This window comes from Streptomyces sp. NPDC006463, assembly GCF_042870715.1.
GTDB lineage: Bacteria > Actinomycetota > Actinomycetes > Streptomycetales > Streptomycetaceae > Streptomyces.
In genome coordinates this window covers 292595-309787 of sequence record NZ_JBIAHP010000009.1, presented here as the reverse complement: position 1 = coordinate 309787, position 17193 = coordinate 292595, and the positions used below count along the sequence as shown (strand labels likewise).

The following is a 17193-nucleotide window of genomic DNA, read 5'->3' as shown; positions in this document are numbered from 1 at the left end:
ATGCCCGAGCCCCTGCCCGCGATCGTGCTCATCGGGCACGGCATGGTCGGCCAGCGCTACCTGGAGGCCTTGGCCGAACGCGGCGCGACCCGGACCCACCGGATCACCGTGCTCTGCGAGGAGCCCCGGCCCGCCTACGACCGCGTACACCTGACCTCGTACTTCTCCGGAAGCACCGCCGAGGACCTGTCCATGACGCCCCCCGGCTTCATGGCCGAGCACGGCATCGAGCTCCACCTCGACGACCCCGCCGAGCACATCGACCGGGCCGCCCGCACCGTGACCTCCCGTTCCGGGCAGGTGTTCCCGTACGACGTCCTGGTCCTGGCCACCGGCAGCTACCCCTTCGTGCCGCCCGTCCCCGGCAAGGACGCCCCCGGCTGCTTCGTCTACCGCACCATCGAGGACCTCCTCGCCATCGAGGAGTACGCGAAGGACCACACCAGCGGCGCGGTCGTCGGTGGCGGACTCCTCGGCCTCGAAGCCGCCGGCGCCCTCCAGGGGCTCGGCCTCGCCACCCGCGTCGTCGAGTTCGCCCCGCGCCTGATGCCCGTACAGGTCGACGAGGGCGGCGGCGCCGCCCTCCTGCGCACCATCGAGTCCATGGGCCTCACCGTCCACACCGGTGTCGGCACCCAGGAGGTGCTGACCGGCGAGGACGGCCGGGTCAGCGGGATGCGGCTCTCCGACGGCTCCACCGTCGACACCGGCCTCGTCGTCTTCTCCGCGGGTGTCCGCCCCCGCGACCAGCTGGCCCGCGACGCCGGACTGGACGTCGGCGAGCGCGGCGGCATCGCGGTCGACGCCCGCTGCCGCACCTCGGACCCGCACGTCTACGCCATCGGCGAGTGCGCCCTCGCCTGCGACGGCCGCGTCTACGGGCTGGTCGCCCCCGGCTACGAGATGGCCGAGACCGCCGCCGAGGACCTGCTGGGCCGCGAGAAGGAGTTCACCGGAGCCGACCTCTCCACCAAGCTCAAGCTGCTCGGCGTGGACGTGGCCTCCTTCGGCGACGCCCACGGCACCACCGAGGGCAGCCTGGACGTCGTCTGGTCCGACTCCCGCTCCGGCGTCTACAAGAAGCTGGTCGTCTCCCCCGACGGGATCCTCCTCGGCGGCGTCCTGGTCGGAGACGCGGACTCGTACGGCCTGCTGCGCCCGCTCACCGGCAGCGTCCCGCCGGTCGCCCCCGAGCAGCTGGTCCTGCCCGCCGGTGTCGGCGCGCCCGTCGCGCTCGGCCCGTCCTCGCTCCCCGACCACGCGGTGATCTGCTCCTGTCACAACGTCACCAAGAAGGCCATCACGGCCTTCACCACCCTCCCCGAGGTCAAGAAGTGCACCAAGGCGGGCACCGGCTGCGGCGGTTGCCTCAAGGTGATCGGGCAGCTGCTGCCCGCCGCCGCCGACAAGGGGCTGTGCGGCTGCTTCCCGTACACCCGTGCCGAGCTCTACGAGATCGTCCGCACCCGCCGCCTGACCTCGTACCAGGAGCTCCTCGACGGCCACGGCCGCCCCGAGGCCCGCGGCGGTGACGGCTGCGAGGTGTGCAAGCCCGCCGTCGGCTCGGTCATCGCCTCGCTCGCCCCGACCCTCGGCGCGAGCGGCTACGTCCTGGACGGGGAGCAGGCCGCCCTCCAGGACACCAACGACCACTTCCTCGCGAACATGCAGCGCAACGGCTCGTACTCGGTCGTCCCCCGCATCCCCGGCGGCGAGATCACGCCCGACAAGCTGATCGTGATCGGCGAGGTGGCCCGCGACTTCGGCCTCTACACGAAGATCACCGGCGGTCAGCGGATCGACCTCTTCGGCGCGAGCGTGGACCAGCTCCCCCGGATCTGGGCGCGGCTCGTCGACGCCGGATTCGAGTCCGGGCACGCGTACGGGAAGGCCCTGCGGACGGTGAAGTCCTGCGTGGGACAGACCTGGTGCCGGTACGGAGTGCAGGACAGCGTACGGATGGCCATCGACCTGGAGCTGCGCTACCGGGGGCTGCGCGCCCCGCACAAGCTCAAGTCGGCGGTTTCCGGCTGCACCCGCGAGTGCGCGGAGGCGCAGAGCAAGGACTTCGGGGTCATCGCGACGGCGAGCGGCTGGAACCTCTACGTGGGCGGCAACGGCGGGGCCACCCCGCGCCACGCCGACCTCCTGGCCCAGGACCTGTCGGACGCGGAACTGATCCGGCTGATCGACCGGTTCCTGATGTTCTACATCCGCACCGCCGACCGGCTGGAGCGGACCTCCAGCTGGCTGGAGCGGCTGGAGGGGGGCCTGGACCACCTGCGGGACGTGATCGTGCACGACTCGCTCGGTCTGTGCGCGGAGCTGGAGTCCCTGATGGCCGACCACGTGGCGCACTACCGGGACGAGTGGGCCGAGACGCTGGAGGACCCGGAGCGGCTGCGCCGGTTCGTGTCCTTCGTCAACGCGCCCGGCGCCCCCGACCCGACCGTGAAGTTCGTCCCCGAGCGCGACCAGGTCAAGCCCGACCTGGCCGTCCTGACGATCGGAGGAGTCCGATGACCGTGGAACTGCAGGTGGCGGAGGGCTGGCTGACGGTGTGCGAGCTGTCGGCGCTCACCCCCGGGCGCGGGGTGGCGGCCCTGCTGCCCGACGGGAGCCAGGCCGCCGTGTTCGTCGACCGCGCGGGGCGTACGTACGCCATCGGCAACCAGGACCCTTTCACCGGGGCGCACGTCCTCTCGCGGGGACTGCTGGGAACCGTGGCGGGCCGGTCCTTCGTGGCCTCGCCGCTGCTGAAGCAGCGCTTCGACCTGGAGTCGGGGCGCTGCCTGGACGACGAGGAGGTGGCGGTCCGGACCTACCCGGTGCGGACCGCCGCGACCTCCTGACCGTGGGGCCGGGCGCTCAGCCCTGGACCATGGCCGGGTCCATCCACATGATCTCCCAGGTGTGACCGTCGAGGTCGTCGAAGGCCCGGCCGTACATGACGCCGTGGTCCTGGGCCGGGCGGGGCTCGGTGGCCCCGGCCGCCAGGGCCCCGTCGACCAGCTCGTCCACCGCGGCGCGGCTTTCGGCGCTCAGACAGAGCAGGACCTCGGAGGTCTTGGTGGCGTCCGCGATCTCCTTGTGGGTGAAGTCCTTGTAGCGGGCCTCGGTGAGCAGCATGGCCACGATGGTGTCGCTGATGACCATGGAGGCGCAGTTCTCGTCGGTGAACTGGGCGTTGAAGGAGTAGCCGAGCTTGCCCCAGAAGGCCTTGCTGGCGTCCAGGTCCTTGACGGGCAGGTTGACGAAGATCATGGTCGCGGACATCTCGGTCTCTCTTCTCTCGTGTGCACTTCGGCGCTTTCGAGGGTTAGACCGGGGCGGCCCGAAGAACTCATCGCTTCCGCGCGAGTTTTTTTGAGTTTCCCGAAACCGCAGGTCAGGCCGCTGTCGAGCGCAGCTTCAGCGCCGCGAGCGGTACGAAGCCGGCCGTGCCCTCGCCGCGCAGCAGCTCCGCGTCCGTACCGGCCAGCCGCTTGTGGAGGGCCAGCGCGATCCGCTCGCCCAGCTCCTTGGCGCGCTCGGCGTTCGGCCCGTGGTGCCGGCCGTCGATCGTCGCGCGCCACAGCTGCACCCAGCGTCCGAAGTCCGCGGCGGTCATCGCCCGGGCGGAGTGCAGGGCGCCGTGCGGCGCGAAGGCGTCGCGCCGGTAGTCGGCGCTGCGGAAGAGGGCCCGCTCCCAGAAGTCGGTGATCCGGGGCAGGTGGGCCTCCAGGTCCGTGCCCGCGATCTCCGTGAAGAAGGGCCCGATCCGCGGATCCGCGAAGGCGGCCGTGTAGAAGCGGCGCAGCACGACGTCGAGGTCGGCGCGGCCCGAGATGTCCCCGGCGGCGGCGAATTGGCTCATCGTTCCAGCATCCTTCCCCACGGCGGGCTTCTCCAGGGGCCGAAAGTCCCGCTGTACGTCACGAGGAATTGATGTCGCGTAAATTCGGCGCCCCTAGGTTCCCGGGTGCGTGCGACCCCGCGCCCGATCGGCCGCGGGGCCCTCCTCCCCCAGGAGTGACCGTGGAACGTCGTACCTTCCTGCGCGGCGCGGTGATCGGTTCGTCGGCCGCCGCCTTCGGCGGCACCTTGATGCACGGGGCCGCCTACGCCGCCCCCGCCCAGCCCGGTGCCGGGCCCTACGGCGCCCTCGGCGCGGCGGACGCCAACGGCATCCAGCTGCCCGCCGGCTTCAGCAGCCGGGTGATCGCCCGCTCCGGCCAGAATGTCGGACCCACCACCTACAAGTGGCACAGCGCCCCGGACGGCGGCGCGTGCTTCGCGGACGGCACGGGCTGGATCTACGTGTCGAACTCGGAGATCAATCCCTCCGGCGGCGCGAGCGCGGTGAAGTTCAACTCCTCGGGCACGATCACCGGCTCCTACCGGATCCTCTCCGACACCCGGCAGAACTGCGCCGGCGGCAAGACCCCCTGGAACACCTGGCTGTCGTGCGAGGAGGTCAGCCTCGGCTTCGTCTACGAGACCGATCCCTACGGCGTGAACCCGGCCGTCCAGCGCCCGGCGATGGGCCGTTTCAAGCACGAGGCGGCGGCAGCCGACCCGGTACGCCAGGTGATCTACCTGACCGAGGACGAGACCAGCGGCTGCTTCTACCGCTTCATCCCGGCCACCTGGGGCGACCTCGCCTCCGGCACCCTCCAGGTACTCGTCGCCGGGACCGCCACCTCCGGGTCCTTCACCTGGCAGAACGTGCCGGACCCGGACGGCTCCCCGACCACCACCCGCACCCAGGTCTCCGGCTCCAAGAAGTTCAACGGCGGCGAGGGCTGCCACTACGCCAACGACACGGTCTGGTTCACCACCAAGGGCGACAACCGGGTCTGGCAGCTCGACCTGGCGAGCAGCACGTACGAGCTGGCCTACGACGACTCGCTCGTGCCCGGCGGCGCGGCCCCGCTGACCGGCGTGGACAACGTCACGGGGTCCTCGTACGGCGACCTGTACGTCGCCGAGGACGGCGGCAACATGGAGATCTGCCTGATCACCCCGGACGACGTGGTCGCCCCCTTCCTGCGGATCACCGGCCAGCCCTCCTCGGAGGTCACCGGCCCGGCGTTCTCCCCCGACGGCACCCGCCTCTACTTCAGCAGCCAGCGCGGTACGAGCGGCAGCTCGACCGGCGGCATCACCTACGAGGTGACGGGCCCATTCCGCACCTGACGGATACCTGACGGATAGACGGATGTCCGACGGGTCCGTCCCGTGCGGCCCCGGCCCGTCGCAGGGCCGGGGCCGCACGCGCCTCAGGAGGCCACGGCCCCGCCCCGGAGCAGCGCGGCGCCCAGCGGGGTCACCGTGTGCAGCACCGCGTTCCCGTGGCGGAGCGTGGTGACCAGCCCCGCCTCGCGCATCACGCAGGCGTGCTGGCTGGCGGAGGCCAGCGAGACCCCGGCCCGGCGGGCCAGTTCACTGGTGGTGGCGCCGTCGCCGATGGCCCGCAGCACCACCGAGCGGGTGTGCCCCACGAGCTTGCCCAGGGTGCGCTGGCGGTGCTCCTCCATGGGCCGGGCCGACTCGGCGCCCGCGGGCGCCGAGGCCAGGTGCGCGGCGGCCGGATAGACCAGCACCGGCGGCAGCTCCGGGTCGTGCAGGGTCACCGCGGTGCGCCGGCAGAAGAAGGACGGCTGGAGCAGCAGCCCCCGCCCCCGCAGCCGCACGTCCCGGTCCACGGGGTAGTCGCACTCCAGTACGGGGGCCCGCCAGCGCAGCATCGGCGGCAGCGAGGCCAGCAGTTCGTCCGCGCCCCCGTCCAGCAGGGCCCGGCCGCGCGCGGCCCGCTCGGCCTCGATCTGGGCCTGGATGTGCGTCCAGTACGGCTCCACGGCTGCCCGGTGGTACCCGCGCAGCTCACCGAGCAGCCTCGGCAGCTGCTCGGTGCCGCCGTCCATGAACTCCCGCAGCCGCCGCGGGACCGTCGTGTCGGGGCCCCCGCTCACGGCGGATGGCATCCCGAAGGCCGCCCCGAGGCCCGTTCCCGCGCCCAGCAGCGCCAGCTCGCGGCGCATCCGCTCGGGGCGGATGGCACGCAGGGCGTCGAGGCCCAGGTCCCACCCGTACTGCCCCTCCACAGGGGTCAGGAAATCGGGGAAATAGCCGCGACTCGGTATGAGCGCACCGATCAAGCGTGTTTCACTATTCAACCTGCTCCGGGTTTCCGTACGCCATTCACCGAACAACCGGGCATCACGCCGGTCTCTTAAGCGGTGAAAGCTGAGAATCGTCTCCCACAACGCATCGGGACGCCCTGCCATCCGTACGCGTGCCAGGTCCACTCCAGTGAAATGGATACGCAGCACCGAACCCCCACCTGTGCAACCGCAATCCCCCCGCCCCATGAGTATGCATGCAGTCACACGTGGTCACCACGCCCTTTCGGCCACAGTTGAAACCCCTTTCGGCAGGGGCGTGACAACCGAAATCCTGTACTCCGCCGGGCACACTCCGATGCGACCGAAACGCTCCGCGAAGGCCGTGGGGGGCTTTGCGGGGCCTGGCGGTCGGTCGCACCGGGAAGCGCCGACGTGCCCGGCAGAATGACAGCGGCGGTGGACGGGTGGGGATCCGTCCACCGCCTGCTGGCGTAAAGATTTGTTGAACAGCAAAAAAATAGGCGCGCCCGCCCCCAGGGCGTCAGGGAACCCGGGGGCAGGCGCGGTCTGTGAGGCCCTTCTCAGGGCCGGGGATCAGCGGCTGTCGCTGCCCTTCGCCTCGGCGGCCGCGCGACCGGCCTCCAGGCGCGCCACCGGGATCCGGAACGGCGAGCAGGAGACGTAGTCGAGGCCGACCTCGTGGAAGAAGTGGACGGACTCGGGGTCGCCACCGTGCTCGCCGCAGACGCCGAGCTTGAGGTCGGGGCGGGTGGCCCGGCCGGCCTCGACGGCGCTGCGGACCAGCGTGCCGACGCCGTCCTTGTCGATGGTCTCGAAGGGCGAGACCCCGAAGATCCCCTTCTCCAGGTACGCGGTGAAGAAGCTGGCCTCGACGTCGTCGCGGGAGAAGCCCCACACCGTCTGGGTCAGGTCGTTCGTGCCGAAGGAGAAGAACTGCGCGGCCTCGGCGATCTGGGCGGCGGTCAGCGCGGCGCGCGGCAGCTCGATCATCGTGCCGATGGACAGCTTGAGGCTGGTGCCGGTGGCGGCCTCGACCTCGGCGATGATCGCGTCGGCCTCCTCGCGGACGATCTCCAGCTCCTGGACGGTGCCCACGAGCGGAACCATGATCTCCGCGCGCGGGTCGCCCTTGGCGTTCTTGCGCTCGGCGGCGGCCTCGGCGATCGCCCGGACCTGCATGGCGAACAGGCCGGGGATGACCAGGCCGAGGCGGACACCGCGCAGACCCAGCATCGGGTTCTGCTCGTGCAGCTTGTGCACGGCCTGGAGCAGGCGCAGGTCGTTCTCGTTGGCGTCCTTGCGGGACTCGGCGAGGGCGACGCGCACCGACAGCTCGGTGATGTCGGGCAGGAACTCGTGCAGCGGCGGGTCGAGCAGGCGGACGGTGACGGGCAGGCCGTCCATCGCCTCGAACAGCTCGACGAAGTCCTTCTTCTGCAGCGGCAGGAGGGCACTGAGTGCCTCCTCGCGCTCGCCGTCGGTGTCCGCGAGGATCAGGCGCTCGACCATCTCGCGGCGCTCACCGAGGAACATGTGCTCGGTGCGGCACAGGCCGATGCCCTGGGCGCCGAACCGGCGGGCGCGCAGCGCGTCCTCGGCGTTGTCGGCGTTGGCGCGCACCCGCAGGCGGCGGACGCGGTCCGCGTACGCCATGATCCGGTGGACGGCCTGGACCAGCTCGTTGGCGTCGTCGGCGCCGGCGTGCATCCGGCCCTCGAAGTACTCGACGACCGGGGACGGTACGACGGGTACCTCACCGAGGTAGACCTTGCCGGTGGAGCCGTCGATCGAGACGACGTCGCCCTCTTCGATGACCGTCTCGCCGACCGTCATGCGGCGGCGCTTGGTGTCGACGTCGAGCTCCTCGGCGCCGCAGACACAGGTCTTGCCCATGCCGCGGGCGACGACGGCCGCGTGCGAGGTCTTGCCGCCGCGCGAGGTCAGGATGCCCTCGGAGGCGATCATGCCGTCCAGGTCGTCCGGGTTGGTCTCGCGGCGGATCAGGATGACCTTCTCGCCGGAGCGGGACCACTTGACGGCCGTGTACGAGTCGAAGACGGCCTTGCCGACGGCCGCGCCCGGGGAGGCGGCGATGCCGCGGCCCAGCAGCGTGGTGTTCGCGTTCTCGTCGAAGCGCGGGAACATCAGCTGCGCGAGCTGGTGGCCGGTGACGCGCTGGAGGGCCTCGGCCTCGTCGATCAGGCCCTGGTCCACGAGCTGGGTGGCGATGCGGAAGGCGGCACCGGCGGTGCGCTTGCCGACGCGGGTCTGCAGCATCCACAGCTGGCCGCGCTCGATGGTGAACTCGATGTCGCAGAGATCCTTGTAGTGGGTCTCCAGCGTCTCCATGATCGTCATGAGCTGGTCGTACGAGGCCTTGTCGATGACCTCCAGGTCCGCGAGCGGCACGGTGTTGCGGATACCCGCGACCACGTCCTCGCCCTGGGCGTTCTGGAGGTAGTCGCCGTAGACGCCCTGGTGGCCGCTGGCGGGGTCGCGGGTGAAGGCGACGCCGGTGCCGGAGTCGGGGCCGAGGTTGCCGAAGACCATGGAACAGATGTTGACGGCGGTGCCCAGGTCGCCGGGGATGCGCTCCTGGCGGCGGTAGAGCTTGGCGCGGTCGGTGTTCCAGGAGTTGAAGACCGCCTCGACGGCGAGGTCCATCTGCTCGCGGGCGGCCTGCGGGAACTCGCGGCCGGCTTCCTTCGCCACGATCTTCTTGAAGACCTTGACCAGCTTCTTCAGGTCGGCGGCGTCGAGGTCGGTGTCGACGGTGACCTTCTTGGCGGCCTTGGCCTCGTCGAGGGCGTCCTCGAAGAGCTCGCCCTCGACGCCGAGGACGGTCTTGCCGAACATCTGGATGAGGCGGCGGTACGAGTCCCACGCGAAGCGCTCGTCACCGGACTGCGAGGCGAGACCGGTGACGGACTCGTCGGAGAGGCCGATGTTGAGGACGGTGTCCATCATGCCGGGCATCGAGAACTTGGCGCCGGAACGCACGGAGACCAGCAGCGGGTCGTCCGACTGGCCGAGCTTCTTGCCCATCTTCGCCTCGAGGGCCGCGAGGTGGGCGCTGACCTCGTCGCGCAGCTCAGCGGGGGCCGAGCCGCTTTCGAGGTAGACCTTGCAGGCCTCGGTGGTGATGGTGAAGCCGGGAGGGACGGGGAGACCAAGGTTGGTCATCTCGGCGAGGTTGGCCCCCTTGCCGCCGAGGAGGTCCTTGAGGTCCCGGTTGCCCTCGGTGAAGTCGTAGACGAACTTCTGATCTTTGTTTTCCGACACGGGTCTCGACTCCTCGAGGCTCGGTGGCTGCCCTGACGGCCAGGAACATACCCAGATCGAAGGCTTCTGGGTACGTCCACTTGGTCGTCATGCGGCTGTAACCACCCGTGCGCCAGCAGATCGAAAGTAACTCATGGGTAATCAGAACGGAGGAACAGCTTTCACATCCCGAAGGCCGAGGGGCGTTTTGAGGCTTGATCACGCTCGGATGAGCGATCATCGATCCATTTGCGTTCAAGTATTGAACGCACAAAGGGTGGCACCCAGTGCCACCCTTTGAAAGTCTTACCCGTGATCTTCGCGCTCATCTGAGCGAAACCTCTCCCATGCGTGGCGTATATCACGCGACACGGAGGGCGATTTGTCAGCCTCCGGAAGTGTCCAGTTCGGCTTCCTCGCTGATGCCCGCGCAGTCGTACGGGTCCTTCAGCCAGCCGTCCGGCAGGACAACTCGGTTGTTTCCGGACGTCCGACCCCGCGGACCGTCCGCGCTCTCCGGCCAGGCCTGATCCAGATCAAGCTCGCTCAGATGAGCGTCCAGTTCGGCCAGGGACGAGGTGACCGCAAGCTTCTTGCGCATCTCGGACCCGACCGAGAACCCCTTGAGGTACCAGGCCACGTGCTTACGGAAGTCGATCACCCCGCGCGCCTCGTCGCCGATCCACTCCCCGAGCAGTTGCGCGTGGCGGTGCATGGTGCCCGCGACCTCGCGCAGGGTGGGCTTGTGGAAGTCCTCGGGGCGGCCCTCGAAGGCCGCCACCAGGTCGTTGAACAGCCAGGGGCGGCCCAGGCAGCCGCGTCCCACGACCACGCCGTCGCAGCCGGTCTCGCGGACCATGCGCAGCGCGTCCTCGGCGCACCAGATGTCGCCGTTGCCGAGCACCGGGATCTCCGGCACGTGCTCCTTGAGCCGCGCGATGGCGTCCCAGTCGGCGGTGCCGCCGTAGTGCTGGGCGGTGGTGCGTCCGTGCAGGGCGATCGCGGTGACGCCCTCCTCGACGGCGATCCGGCCGGCGTCGAGGTAGGTGAGGTGGTCGTCGTTGATGCCCTTGCGCATCTTCATGGTCACCGGCAGGTCGCCGGCGCCGGCCACGGCCTCGCGGAGGATCGCGCGCAACAGGTTCCGCTTGTACGGGAGGGCCGAGCCCCCGCCCTTGCGGGTGACCTTGGGGACCGGGCAGCCGAAATTGAGGTCGATGTGGTCGGCGCGGTCCTCTTCGACGATCATGCGGACCGCCTTGCCGACCGTCGCGGGGTCGACTCCGTACAGCTGGATCGAGCGGGGCTTCTCGGTCTCGTCGAAGTGGATCAGCTGCATGGTCTTCTCGTTGCGCTCGACCAGGGCGCGGGTCGTGATCATCTCGCTCACGAACAGCCCCTTGCCGCCCGAGAACTCCCGGCAGAGGGTACGGAACGGGGCATTGGTGATGCCGGCCATGGGCGCGAGCACCACCGGGGGCTGCACGGTGTGGGGGCCGATCGCGAGAGGCGGAGGGAGCGTGGTCATCCGCCCATTGTCCCGCATGCCGGGGCGGTGGGGCAGACGTACGATCGGCGGCATGATCGAGCCGAGTCAGCCGAGTCGCCGGCAGCGCATGATCGTCCTGGCTGTCTGCTGCATGAGCCTGCTGATCGTCAGCCTCGACAACACCGTCCTGAACGTCGCGCTGCCGTCCATGCGCGAGGATCTGGACGCCTCGGTCGCAGGGATGCAGTGGACGATCGACGCCTACACCCTGGTCCTGGCCTCGCTGCTCATGCTCGCGGGCTCGACCGCCGACCGGATCGGCCGCCGCAGGGTGTTCGTCGCCGGTCTGGTGCTGTTCACCGCCGGATCCCTGCTGTGCTCGCTCGCGCCCAGCCTCGAATGGCTCATCGCCTACCGGATGGTCCAGGCGGTCGGCGGCGCGATGCTGAACCCGGTGGCGATGTCGATCATCACCAACACGTTCACCGATCCCGCCCAGCGGGCGCGGGCGATCGGCGTGTGGGGAGCGGTCGCGGGCATCTCCATGGCGGCGGGTCCCCTCATCGGCGGTCTGCTGGTGGACTCCGTGGGCTGGCGCTCGATCTTCTGGGTGAACCTGCCGATCGGGCTGGCGGCCCTCGTGCTGACCCTGCGCCACGTCCCCGAGTCCCGCGCGGCGCGCGCCCGGCGCCCTGACCCGGTGGGCCAGCTGCTGGTCATGGCGCTGCTGGGCACTCTGACGTACGGGATCATCGAGGCGCCGTCGGCGGGCTGGCGCTCGCCGCTGATCATGGGCTGCGCCCTGGTGGCCTTCGCCTCGCTGGTGGGGCTGCTGATCTACGAGCCCCGGCGCGAGGAGCCGCTGATCGATTTCCGGTTCTTCCGGAGCGCGCCCTTCAGCGGGGCCACGGTGATCGCCGTGAGCGCCTTCTCCGGGATGGCCGGGTTCCTCTTCCTGAACACCCTGTACCTGCAGGACGTACGGGGGCTGGACGCGCTGCACGCCGGGCTCTACATGCTGCCCATGGCCGCGCTGACCATGCTCGTCGCACCGATTTCGGGCCGGCTGGTGGGCAGCAGGGGGCCGCGGCTTCCGCTGCTCGTCGCGGGGGTCGCGATGGCCGCGAGCGGGCTGCTCTTCGCCGCCTTCCAGGCCGAGACGTCCACCCCGCTCATGTTCACCGGGTACGTGCTGTTCGGACTCGGCTTCGGCATGGTGAACGCGCCGATCACCAATACGGCGGTGTCCGGGATGCCTCGTTCCCAGGCGGGCGTCGCGGCCGCCATCGCCTCCACCAGCCGGCAGACGGGCAGCACGCTGGGCGTCGCGATCGTCGGCGCCGTCCTGGCGGCCGGGCTGGCGAACGGCTCCGACTTCGCCGGGGCGACGGGCCCGGCGTGGTGGATCATCACGGCCTGCGGCCTGCTGGTCCTGGTTGTGGGCGCGGCGACGAGCGGCCCCTGGGCCCGCGCGACGGCGGCCCGCACGGCCCGCACCCTGGACCCGGCAACCCCCCGCACGCGAGCGGAGGCCTGACCCCAGGGGCGGGGCCGCGTAGCGCAGCCGGCGCAGGGCACGGCACGGACCGAGACCGCCCGGCAATGGGGCTCTGATGTCACGTTCTCGGCAGCTGTCCTGTCGTACCTCCAGACGCATCCGCCGGAAGCCTGGAGGCCCGAAATGACCGCCCGCATCTCGCTCACCCCGCCCCGCACCCTGCTGAACCGCGTCGGCTCCTGGTACTCCCGGCGGACGTACGGCAAGGTGCTCGACCCCGGGCTCGCGATCGGCCACAACCGGAAGGTCCTGCTCACGTACGTCAAGCTGGAGCGCTCCGTGGCCAAGTGGAACGCGCTGGAGCCTGCCCTGAGGCATCTCGCCGTGATGGCCACTGCGGCCCGGATCAACTGCTCCTGGTGCATGGACTTCGGCCACTGGGAAGGCAGCGAACTCGGCCTGCCGCTCGACAAGATCTCCCAGGTACCGCAGTGGCGGGACCACCGCGAGGCCTTCACCGAGCTGGAACTGCAGGTCATGGAGTACGCCGAGGCCATGACCGAGACCGAGCCCCACGTCACCGACGGACTCGCTGAAGCGCTGCTGGGGCAGCTGGGCGAGGCCGCCTTCGTGGAGCTCACCGCCACGGTCGCCCTGGAGAATTGGCGCTCCCGGATCAACAGCGCCTTCGGCCTGACCAGCCAGGGCTTCTCCGAGGCCTGCGCGGTACCGTCTCGTACGTGATCGAGATCGCCGTCTTCGAGCAGCACCGACCGATGCTCTTCGGCATCGCCTACCAGATGCTCGGCAGCGTCGCGGACGCCGAGGACCTGGTCCAGGACACCTGGCTCCGCTGCAGCCAGGCGTCCGCCCAGGTCGCCAACCCGGGCGGCTACCTGGCGCGCACGATCACCAACCTCGCGCTCAACCGGCTGAGTTCGGCGGCCGTCAAGCGGGAGCAGTACGTCGGCCCCTGGCTGCCCGAGCCGCTGGTCACCGTGCCGGACGCCACCGGGGATACGGAGCTCGCCGAGTCGGTCTCGCTCGCCGTGCTGGTGGTTCTGGAGAGCCTCTCACCGCTGGAGCGGGCGGTCTTCGTGCTCAAGGAGGTCTTCGCCTTCTCGTATCGGGAGATCGCCGAGACGCTCGACCGCACCGAGACCTCGGTACGCCAGGTCGGCTCCCGGGCCAAGTCACACGTCCGAGCGCGTCAGCCGCGCTACGCGGCCCCGGCCGAGGTGAGGCGCCACGTCACCGACGAGTTTCTCGCCGCGTGCCTCGGGGGTGACCTGAACCGCATGCTGGAACTGCTCGCCCCCGACGTCACCGCATGGAACGACGGCGGCGGAAAGGTCAAGGCGGCCTTGCGCCCGCTGCACGGCGCCGAGAACGTGGCCCGCTTCCTCGCGGCCGTGCTCGCCCAGCCGATGGAAACCCCGCGCCTCATGGCCGTCGACGTCAACGGCCGGCCGGGCCTGCTGCTCACCACGGCCGGACGGCCGGACAGCGTCGCCTGCGTGGAGGTTGAGAACGGCCGGATCACGGAGATCCGGGTCATCCGCAACCCCGACAAGCTCCGCCACCTGGCCGAACTGCAAGAGATCCGCACCGACCGCACCGCCCAGGTCACCCGCCTGCTCTGAGTACCCGGCCGTAGGCAGACACCGCGGTGGCGGCGGGACGCCCGCAACCGGCGCGCCCGCCCCGATCCGGGCCGGGAGACGCTGGGTGGTGGATCCCCCGCCCGACGACTCGAGCGAGGCCTACTCCCGGCCGGTCCAGGCACGGCCCCCGGCCCCTCCCCGACCCCGGGCGCGGGGGCGCCGCGGGGGCCGGGCCCGCCCGGCAGCGGACTCAAGCCGTCGGCGCCTGCGGACGGACCCGGGCACGGGCAGGTCCCGCGCCCTCCGGCGCAGCCCGAGCGGCCTCCTCGGCCACGGCCGTGTGCGCGAGGCTCCCGTCCGCGCCGGCCGGCGCGCAGCGCAGCCTCCCGCTCCGGCGCGCCCCAGGCCCCGGCGAATACAGCCTCTCGGGCCGCGGCCCGTCTCGGGGTCGCGGTCCCGGCGCGCAGCCGAGCCGTCGGATCGGCCGACCGATGCCCCTGGTGGGGACCGTGGGGGCTACTCCTGGCAGTCGAAGTCGTCCGCGTGGGTGTCGATCCGCGCCAGCAGGGCGCGCAGCGCGTCCTGGTCACCGGCCGACAGGCCTGCGAACAGGCCCTGCTCGACCTCGTCGAGCGCCGCGTTCGTCCTGCCCAGTGCGGTCGATCCCGCGACGGTGATGGCCACGTTGTGGCGACGGCGATCCGCCGGGTCCCGCCGGCGTTCGACCAGGCCGTCGCCCTCCAGGTCGTTAAGGATCCCGACGAGCACGCTCGGGTCCACCTCCAGCCGCTCGGCCAGCGCCCGCTGGCTGATGGGGCCGCCCTCCAAGTGCATCAGCGTCATCGCGTGCCGCGGCGTGAGCCCCGCCGTGCTGAGCGCCTTCTTCATCCGGGCCTGGGTGACCGATCCGTGCCAGGCCAGCAGCAGGCCCAGCCGCTGCGGAGGGTGCGATGTGTCCTGATCTGCCGTCATGGTCCACATCGTAGCAATCGAGAAATGATTACATTTGCAATATCGTTGAGGCTGTTCAATGATTCTGGACTACCAACCCTTGGAGACCCTCATGTTCATCGCCTACGCCGTCGTCGGCGGCCTCCTCGCCCTCGCCCTGACCGCCTCCGCCACCTTCACGCTCCAGCGCAACGACCAGATCGTCGCCAGCATGCGCAAGGTCCAGGTCCCGGACTCCTGGTTGCCACGCCTGGCCACCCTCAAGGCCGCGGGCGCGATCGGCCTGGTCGCGGGCCTGTGGATCACCCCCCTCGGCATCGCCGCCGCCATCGGCGCGACCCTCTACTTCGTCGGCGCGGTCATCGCCCACCTCCGCGCCAAGGACTACGAGCTCGCCCCGGCCGCCACCCTGACCGCGGTCTCGGCCGCCGCCCTGGTGCTGCGGGCCCTTTCGTAGCACCCCCACACTGACGGGTGACAGATATTGAAATCTGTCATCCGTCATGCCATTCTCGTTCCATGACCACGAACGAGAACGCCACCGCCACCGCCACCACCCGCACCCTCGGGACCACCGGGCCGTCCGTCTTCCCGCTCGGCCTCGGCTGCATGGGGATGTCCGCCCTGTACGGGGAGGCCGACCGCGCGGAGTCCGTCGCCACCATCCACGCCGCCCTGGACGCCGGCGTCACGCTGCTCGACACCGGCGACTTCTACGGCATGGGCCACAACGAACTGCTGATCAACGAAGCCCTTCGCACCGCGCCCGCCGCGGCCCGCGAGCAGGCGCTGACCAGCGTCAAGTTCGGCGCCCTGCGCACGGTGGAGGGCGGCTTCACCGGCTACGACGGCCGACCCGAGGCCGTCAAGAACTTCCTGGCCTACTCGCTCCAGCGGCTCGGCCGGGACCACATCGACATCTACCGGATCGCCCGCGTGGACCCGGACGTCCCGATCGAGGAGACCATCGGGGCCATCGCCGAGGCCGTCGAGGCGGGGCACGTGCGCCACATCGGCCTCTCCGAGGTCGGCGCGGACACGCTGCGCCGGGCCGCCGCCGTGGCCCCTATCGCCGACCTCCAGATCGAGTACTCGCTCATCTCCCGCGGCATCGAGGAGGAGATCCTGCCGGCCGCCCGCGAGCTCGGCATAGGCATCACGGCGTACGGAGTGCTGTCCCGCGGCCTGATCAGCGGCCACTTCGCCCGGGACCGCAGGCTGAGCCCGCGCGACTTCCGCGGCATGAGTCCCCGCTTCCAGGGTGACAACCTCGACCGGAACCTCGATCTGGTCGACGCCCTGCGCAAGGTCGCCGAGGGCAGGGGCGTGAGCGTGGCCCAGACCGCCATCGCGTGGGTGCTCTCCCGCGGCGAGGACATCGTGCCGTTGGTGGGTGCCCGGCGCCGGGACCGACTGGCCGAGGCACTGGGTGCCATGGAGATATCGCTCAGCGCCGCCGACCTGGCCGCGATCGAGGAGGCCGTACCCGCGGGCGCCGCGGCCGGTGACCGTTACCCTGCGGCGCAGATGGCCCACCTCGACAGCGAGCACTGAGCTGGCGGTACGGTCGTCCCATGTCCCCCGCTGCTGCCGAGCCCCTGACACCCGAGCGCATCCTCGAAACCACCGAGGAGGTGCTGCGCCGATTCGGCCCGACCAAGGCGACCGTGGTGGACGTGGCCCGCGCGCTGGGCGTCAGCCACGGCAGCGTGTACCGGCACTTTCCGTCGAAGGCCGCGCTGCGCGAGGCCGTCACCGACCGCTGGCTCGCCAAGAGCGTCGTCATGCTGGAGGAAATCGCCGCGGCGCCCGCCGAGAGCGCCCCCTCCAAGCTGGAGGCGTGGCTGGGGGCACTGTTCGAGGCCAAGCGCCACAAGGCCGGTGACGATCCGGAGCTGTTCGCCACCTACACCGTGCTGCTCGCCGAGAACAGCGGGATCGTGGAGACCCACCTGACCGAGCTGATCGGCCAGCTGGCCCGGATCATCGCCGAGGGCGTCGCGGCGGGCACGCTCGCCGCCGACGACGTACCGGCCGCCGCCCGCGCGGTCTTCGACGCCACCGGCCGCTTCCACGACCCGCAGTACGCGGCCGACTGGCTCTCGCCCACGATCTTCACGGAGTTCGAAGCAGTCACCGCTCTGGTCGTCCGGGGTCTGCGCGCCTGACGCGGAGCCCGGCCCGGCTCAACCGGAATCCCTCGGTCCGAACATCTTGATGATCATTTTGGCGTGTTCGTCTTGTACATGCCATCTCGATGTC

General features: G+C 70.7%; 15 protein-coding genes. 9 read left to right on the top strand and 6 right to left on the bottom strand.

The window, feature by feature from the left end; genetic code table 11:
• Both nirB and nirD read left to right on the top strand, forming a co-directional pair.
• Complete coding sequence (gene nirB, locus ACFYOB_RS18905; protein WP_388560964.1) at positions 1–2523, top strand: nitrite reductase large subunit NirB; 2523 nt, start codon at positions 1–3, stop codon at positions 2521–2523.
• Positions 2520–2852, top strand: a complete 333-nt coding sequence (gene nirD, locus ACFYOB_RS18900) for a nitrite reductase small subunit NirD (protein ID WP_388560963.1) — start codon at positions 2520–2522, stop codon at positions 2850–2852. The genes nirB and nirD overlap by 4 nt, the downstream gene beginning before the upstream one ends.
• Before the next feature lie 16 nt (positions 2853–2868).
• Here the strand turns inward: nirD and ACFYOB_RS18895 are convergent, their stop codons facing one another.
• On the bottom strand, positions 2869–3276 hold the full coding sequence (locus ACFYOB_RS18895; RefSeq protein ID WP_388560962.1) for a VOC family protein: 408 nt from the start codon (positions 3274–3276) through the stop codon (positions 2869–2871).
• A 112-nt stretch (positions 3277–3388) separates the two neighbouring features.
• Complete coding sequence (locus tag ACFYOB_RS18890; RefSeq protein ID WP_388560961.1) at positions 3389–3856, bottom strand: group III truncated hemoglobin; 468 nt, start codon at positions 3854–3856, stop codon at positions 3389–3391.
• Positions 3857–4017: 161 nt separating this feature from the next.
• On the opposite strand from ACFYOB_RS18890, the gene ACFYOB_RS18885 reads away from it, so the two are divergent.
• Positions 4018–5178 carry an alkaline phosphatase PhoX gene (locus tag ACFYOB_RS18885; protein WP_388560960.1) on the top strand — a complete coding sequence of 387 codons (1161 nt, stop codon included), beginning with the start codon at positions 4018–4020 and terminating at the stop codon, positions 5176–5178.
• Between the two features lie 83 nt (positions 5179–5261).
• Here ACFYOB_RS18885 and ACFYOB_RS18880 read toward each other — a convergent pair whose 3' ends face one another.
• The 3 genes from ACFYOB_RS18880 to dusB form a co-directional block, all read right to left on the bottom strand.
• Entirely contained in the window at positions 5262–6314 is a 1053-nt protein-coding gene (locus ACFYOB_RS18880; RefSeq protein WP_388560959.1) for an ArsR/SmtB family transcription factor, read from the bottom strand.
• Positions 6315–6701: 387 nt separating this feature from the next.
• Positions 6702–9410 (bottom strand): pyruvate, phosphate dikinase, encoded by a 2709-nt coding sequence (ppdK, locus tag ACFYOB_RS18875; protein ID WP_388560958.1) that lies wholly within the window; start codon positions 9408–9410, stop codon positions 6702–6704.
• A gap of 364 nt (positions 9411–9774) precedes the next feature.
• On the bottom strand, positions 9775–10935 hold the full coding sequence (dusB, locus tag ACFYOB_RS18870; RefSeq protein ID WP_328925635.1) for a tRNA dihydrouridine synthase DusB: 1161 nt from the start codon (positions 10933–10935) through the stop codon (positions 9775–9777).
• Positions 10936–10969: 34 nt separating this feature from the next.
• On the opposite strand from dusB, the gene ACFYOB_RS18865 reads away from it, so the two are divergent.
• From ACFYOB_RS18865 to ACFYOB_RS18855, 3 genes are all read left to right on the top strand, one after another.
• Positions 10970–12415, top strand: a complete 1446-nt coding sequence (locus ACFYOB_RS18865) for an MFS transporter (RefSeq protein WP_388560957.1) — start codon at positions 10970–10972, stop codon at positions 12413–12415.
• A 144-nt stretch (positions 12416–12559) separates the two neighbouring features.
• The gene (locus ACFYOB_RS18860) at positions 12560–13120 is read left to right on the top strand and encodes a carboxymuconolactone decarboxylase family protein (protein ID WP_388560956.1); all 561 of its coding nucleotides are present in this window, start codon (positions 12560–12562) and stop codon (positions 13118–13120) included.
• The gene (locus tag ACFYOB_RS18855; protein ID WP_388560955.1) at positions 13117–14019 is read left to right on the top strand and encodes an RNA polymerase sigma-70 factor; all 903 of its coding nucleotides are present in this window, start codon (positions 13117–13119) and stop codon (positions 14017–14019) included. Before ACFYOB_RS18860 ends, ACFYOB_RS18855 begins: the two co-directional genes overlap by 4 nt.
• Positions 14020–14496: 477 nt before the next feature.
• On the opposite strand, the gene ACFYOB_RS18850 is transcribed toward ACFYOB_RS18855, so the two are convergent.
• Positions 14497–14952: a MarR family winged helix-turn-helix transcriptional regulator gene (locus ACFYOB_RS18850; RefSeq protein ID WP_388560954.1), complete on the bottom strand. Its 456-nt coding sequence runs from the start codon at positions 14950–14952 to the stop codon at positions 14497–14499.
• Positions 14953–15043: 91 nt separating this feature from the next.
• Here ACFYOB_RS18850 and ACFYOB_RS18845 point away from each other — a divergent pair, with 91 nt between their 5' ends.
• The 3 genes from ACFYOB_RS18845 (at position 15044) to ACFYOB_RS18835 (ending at position 17099) form a co-directional block, all read left to right on the top strand.
• Entirely contained in the window at positions 15044–15388 is a 345-nt protein-coding gene (locus tag ACFYOB_RS18845; protein ID WP_388560953.1) for a DoxX family protein, read from the top strand.
• Between the two features lie 62 nt (positions 15389–15450).
• Positions 15451–16485, top strand: a complete 1035-nt coding sequence (locus ACFYOB_RS18840) for an aldo/keto reductase (RefSeq protein ID WP_388560952.1) — start codon at positions 15451–15453, stop codon at positions 16483–16485.
• 20 nt (positions 16486–16505) lie between these two features.
• On the top strand, positions 16506–17099 hold the full coding sequence (locus tag ACFYOB_RS18835; protein ID WP_388560951.1) for a TetR/AcrR family transcriptional regulator: 594 nt from the start codon (positions 16506–16508) through the stop codon (positions 17097–17099).
• The last annotated feature ends 94 nt before the right edge of the window (positions 17100–17193 follow it).

Excerpts from the sequence above, each read along its gene's own strand:
- nirB (WP_388560964.1), top strand. The coding sequence starts at position 1 with ATGCCCGAGCCCCTGCCCGCGATCGTGCTCATCGGGCACGGCATGGTC.
- nirD (WP_388560963.1), top strand. The coding sequence starts at position 2,520 with ATGACCGTGGAACTGCAGGTGGCGGAGGGCTGGCTGACGGTGTGCGAG.
- ACFYOB_RS18895 (WP_388560962.1), bottom strand. The coding sequence starts at position 3,276 with ATGTCCGCGACCATGATCTTCGTCAACCTGCCCGTCAAGGACCTGGAC.
- ACFYOB_RS18890 (WP_388560961.1), bottom strand. The coding sequence starts at position 3,856 with ATGAGCCAATTCGCCGCCGCCGGGGACATCTCGGGCCGCGCCGACCTC.
- dusB (WP_328925635.1), bottom strand. The coding sequence starts at position 10,935 with ATGCGGGACAATGGGCGGATGACCACGCTCCCTCCGCCTCTCGCGATC.
- ACFYOB_RS18865 (WP_388560957.1), top strand. The coding sequence starts at position 10,970 with ATGATCGAGCCGAGTCAGCCGAGTCGCCGGCAGCGCATGATCGTCCTG.
- ACFYOB_RS18860 (WP_388560956.1), top strand. The coding sequence starts at position 12,560 with ATGACCGCCCGCATCTCGCTCACCCCGCCCCGCACCCTGCTGAACCGC.
- ACFYOB_RS18850 (WP_388560954.1), bottom strand. The coding sequence starts at position 14,952 with ATGACGGCAGATCAGGACACATCGCACCCTCCGCAGCGGCTGGGCCTG.
- ACFYOB_RS18845 (WP_388560953.1), top strand. The coding sequence starts at position 15,044 with ATGTTCATCGCCTACGCCGTCGTCGGCGGCCTCCTCGCCCTCGCCCTG.
- ACFYOB_RS18840 (WP_388560952.1), top strand. The coding sequence starts at position 15,451 with ATGACCACGAACGAGAACGCCACCGCCACCGCCACCACCCGCACCCTC.
- ACFYOB_RS18835 (WP_388560951.1), top strand. The coding sequence starts at position 16,506 with ATGTCCCCCGCTGCTGCCGAGCCCCTGACACCCGAGCGCATCCTCGAA.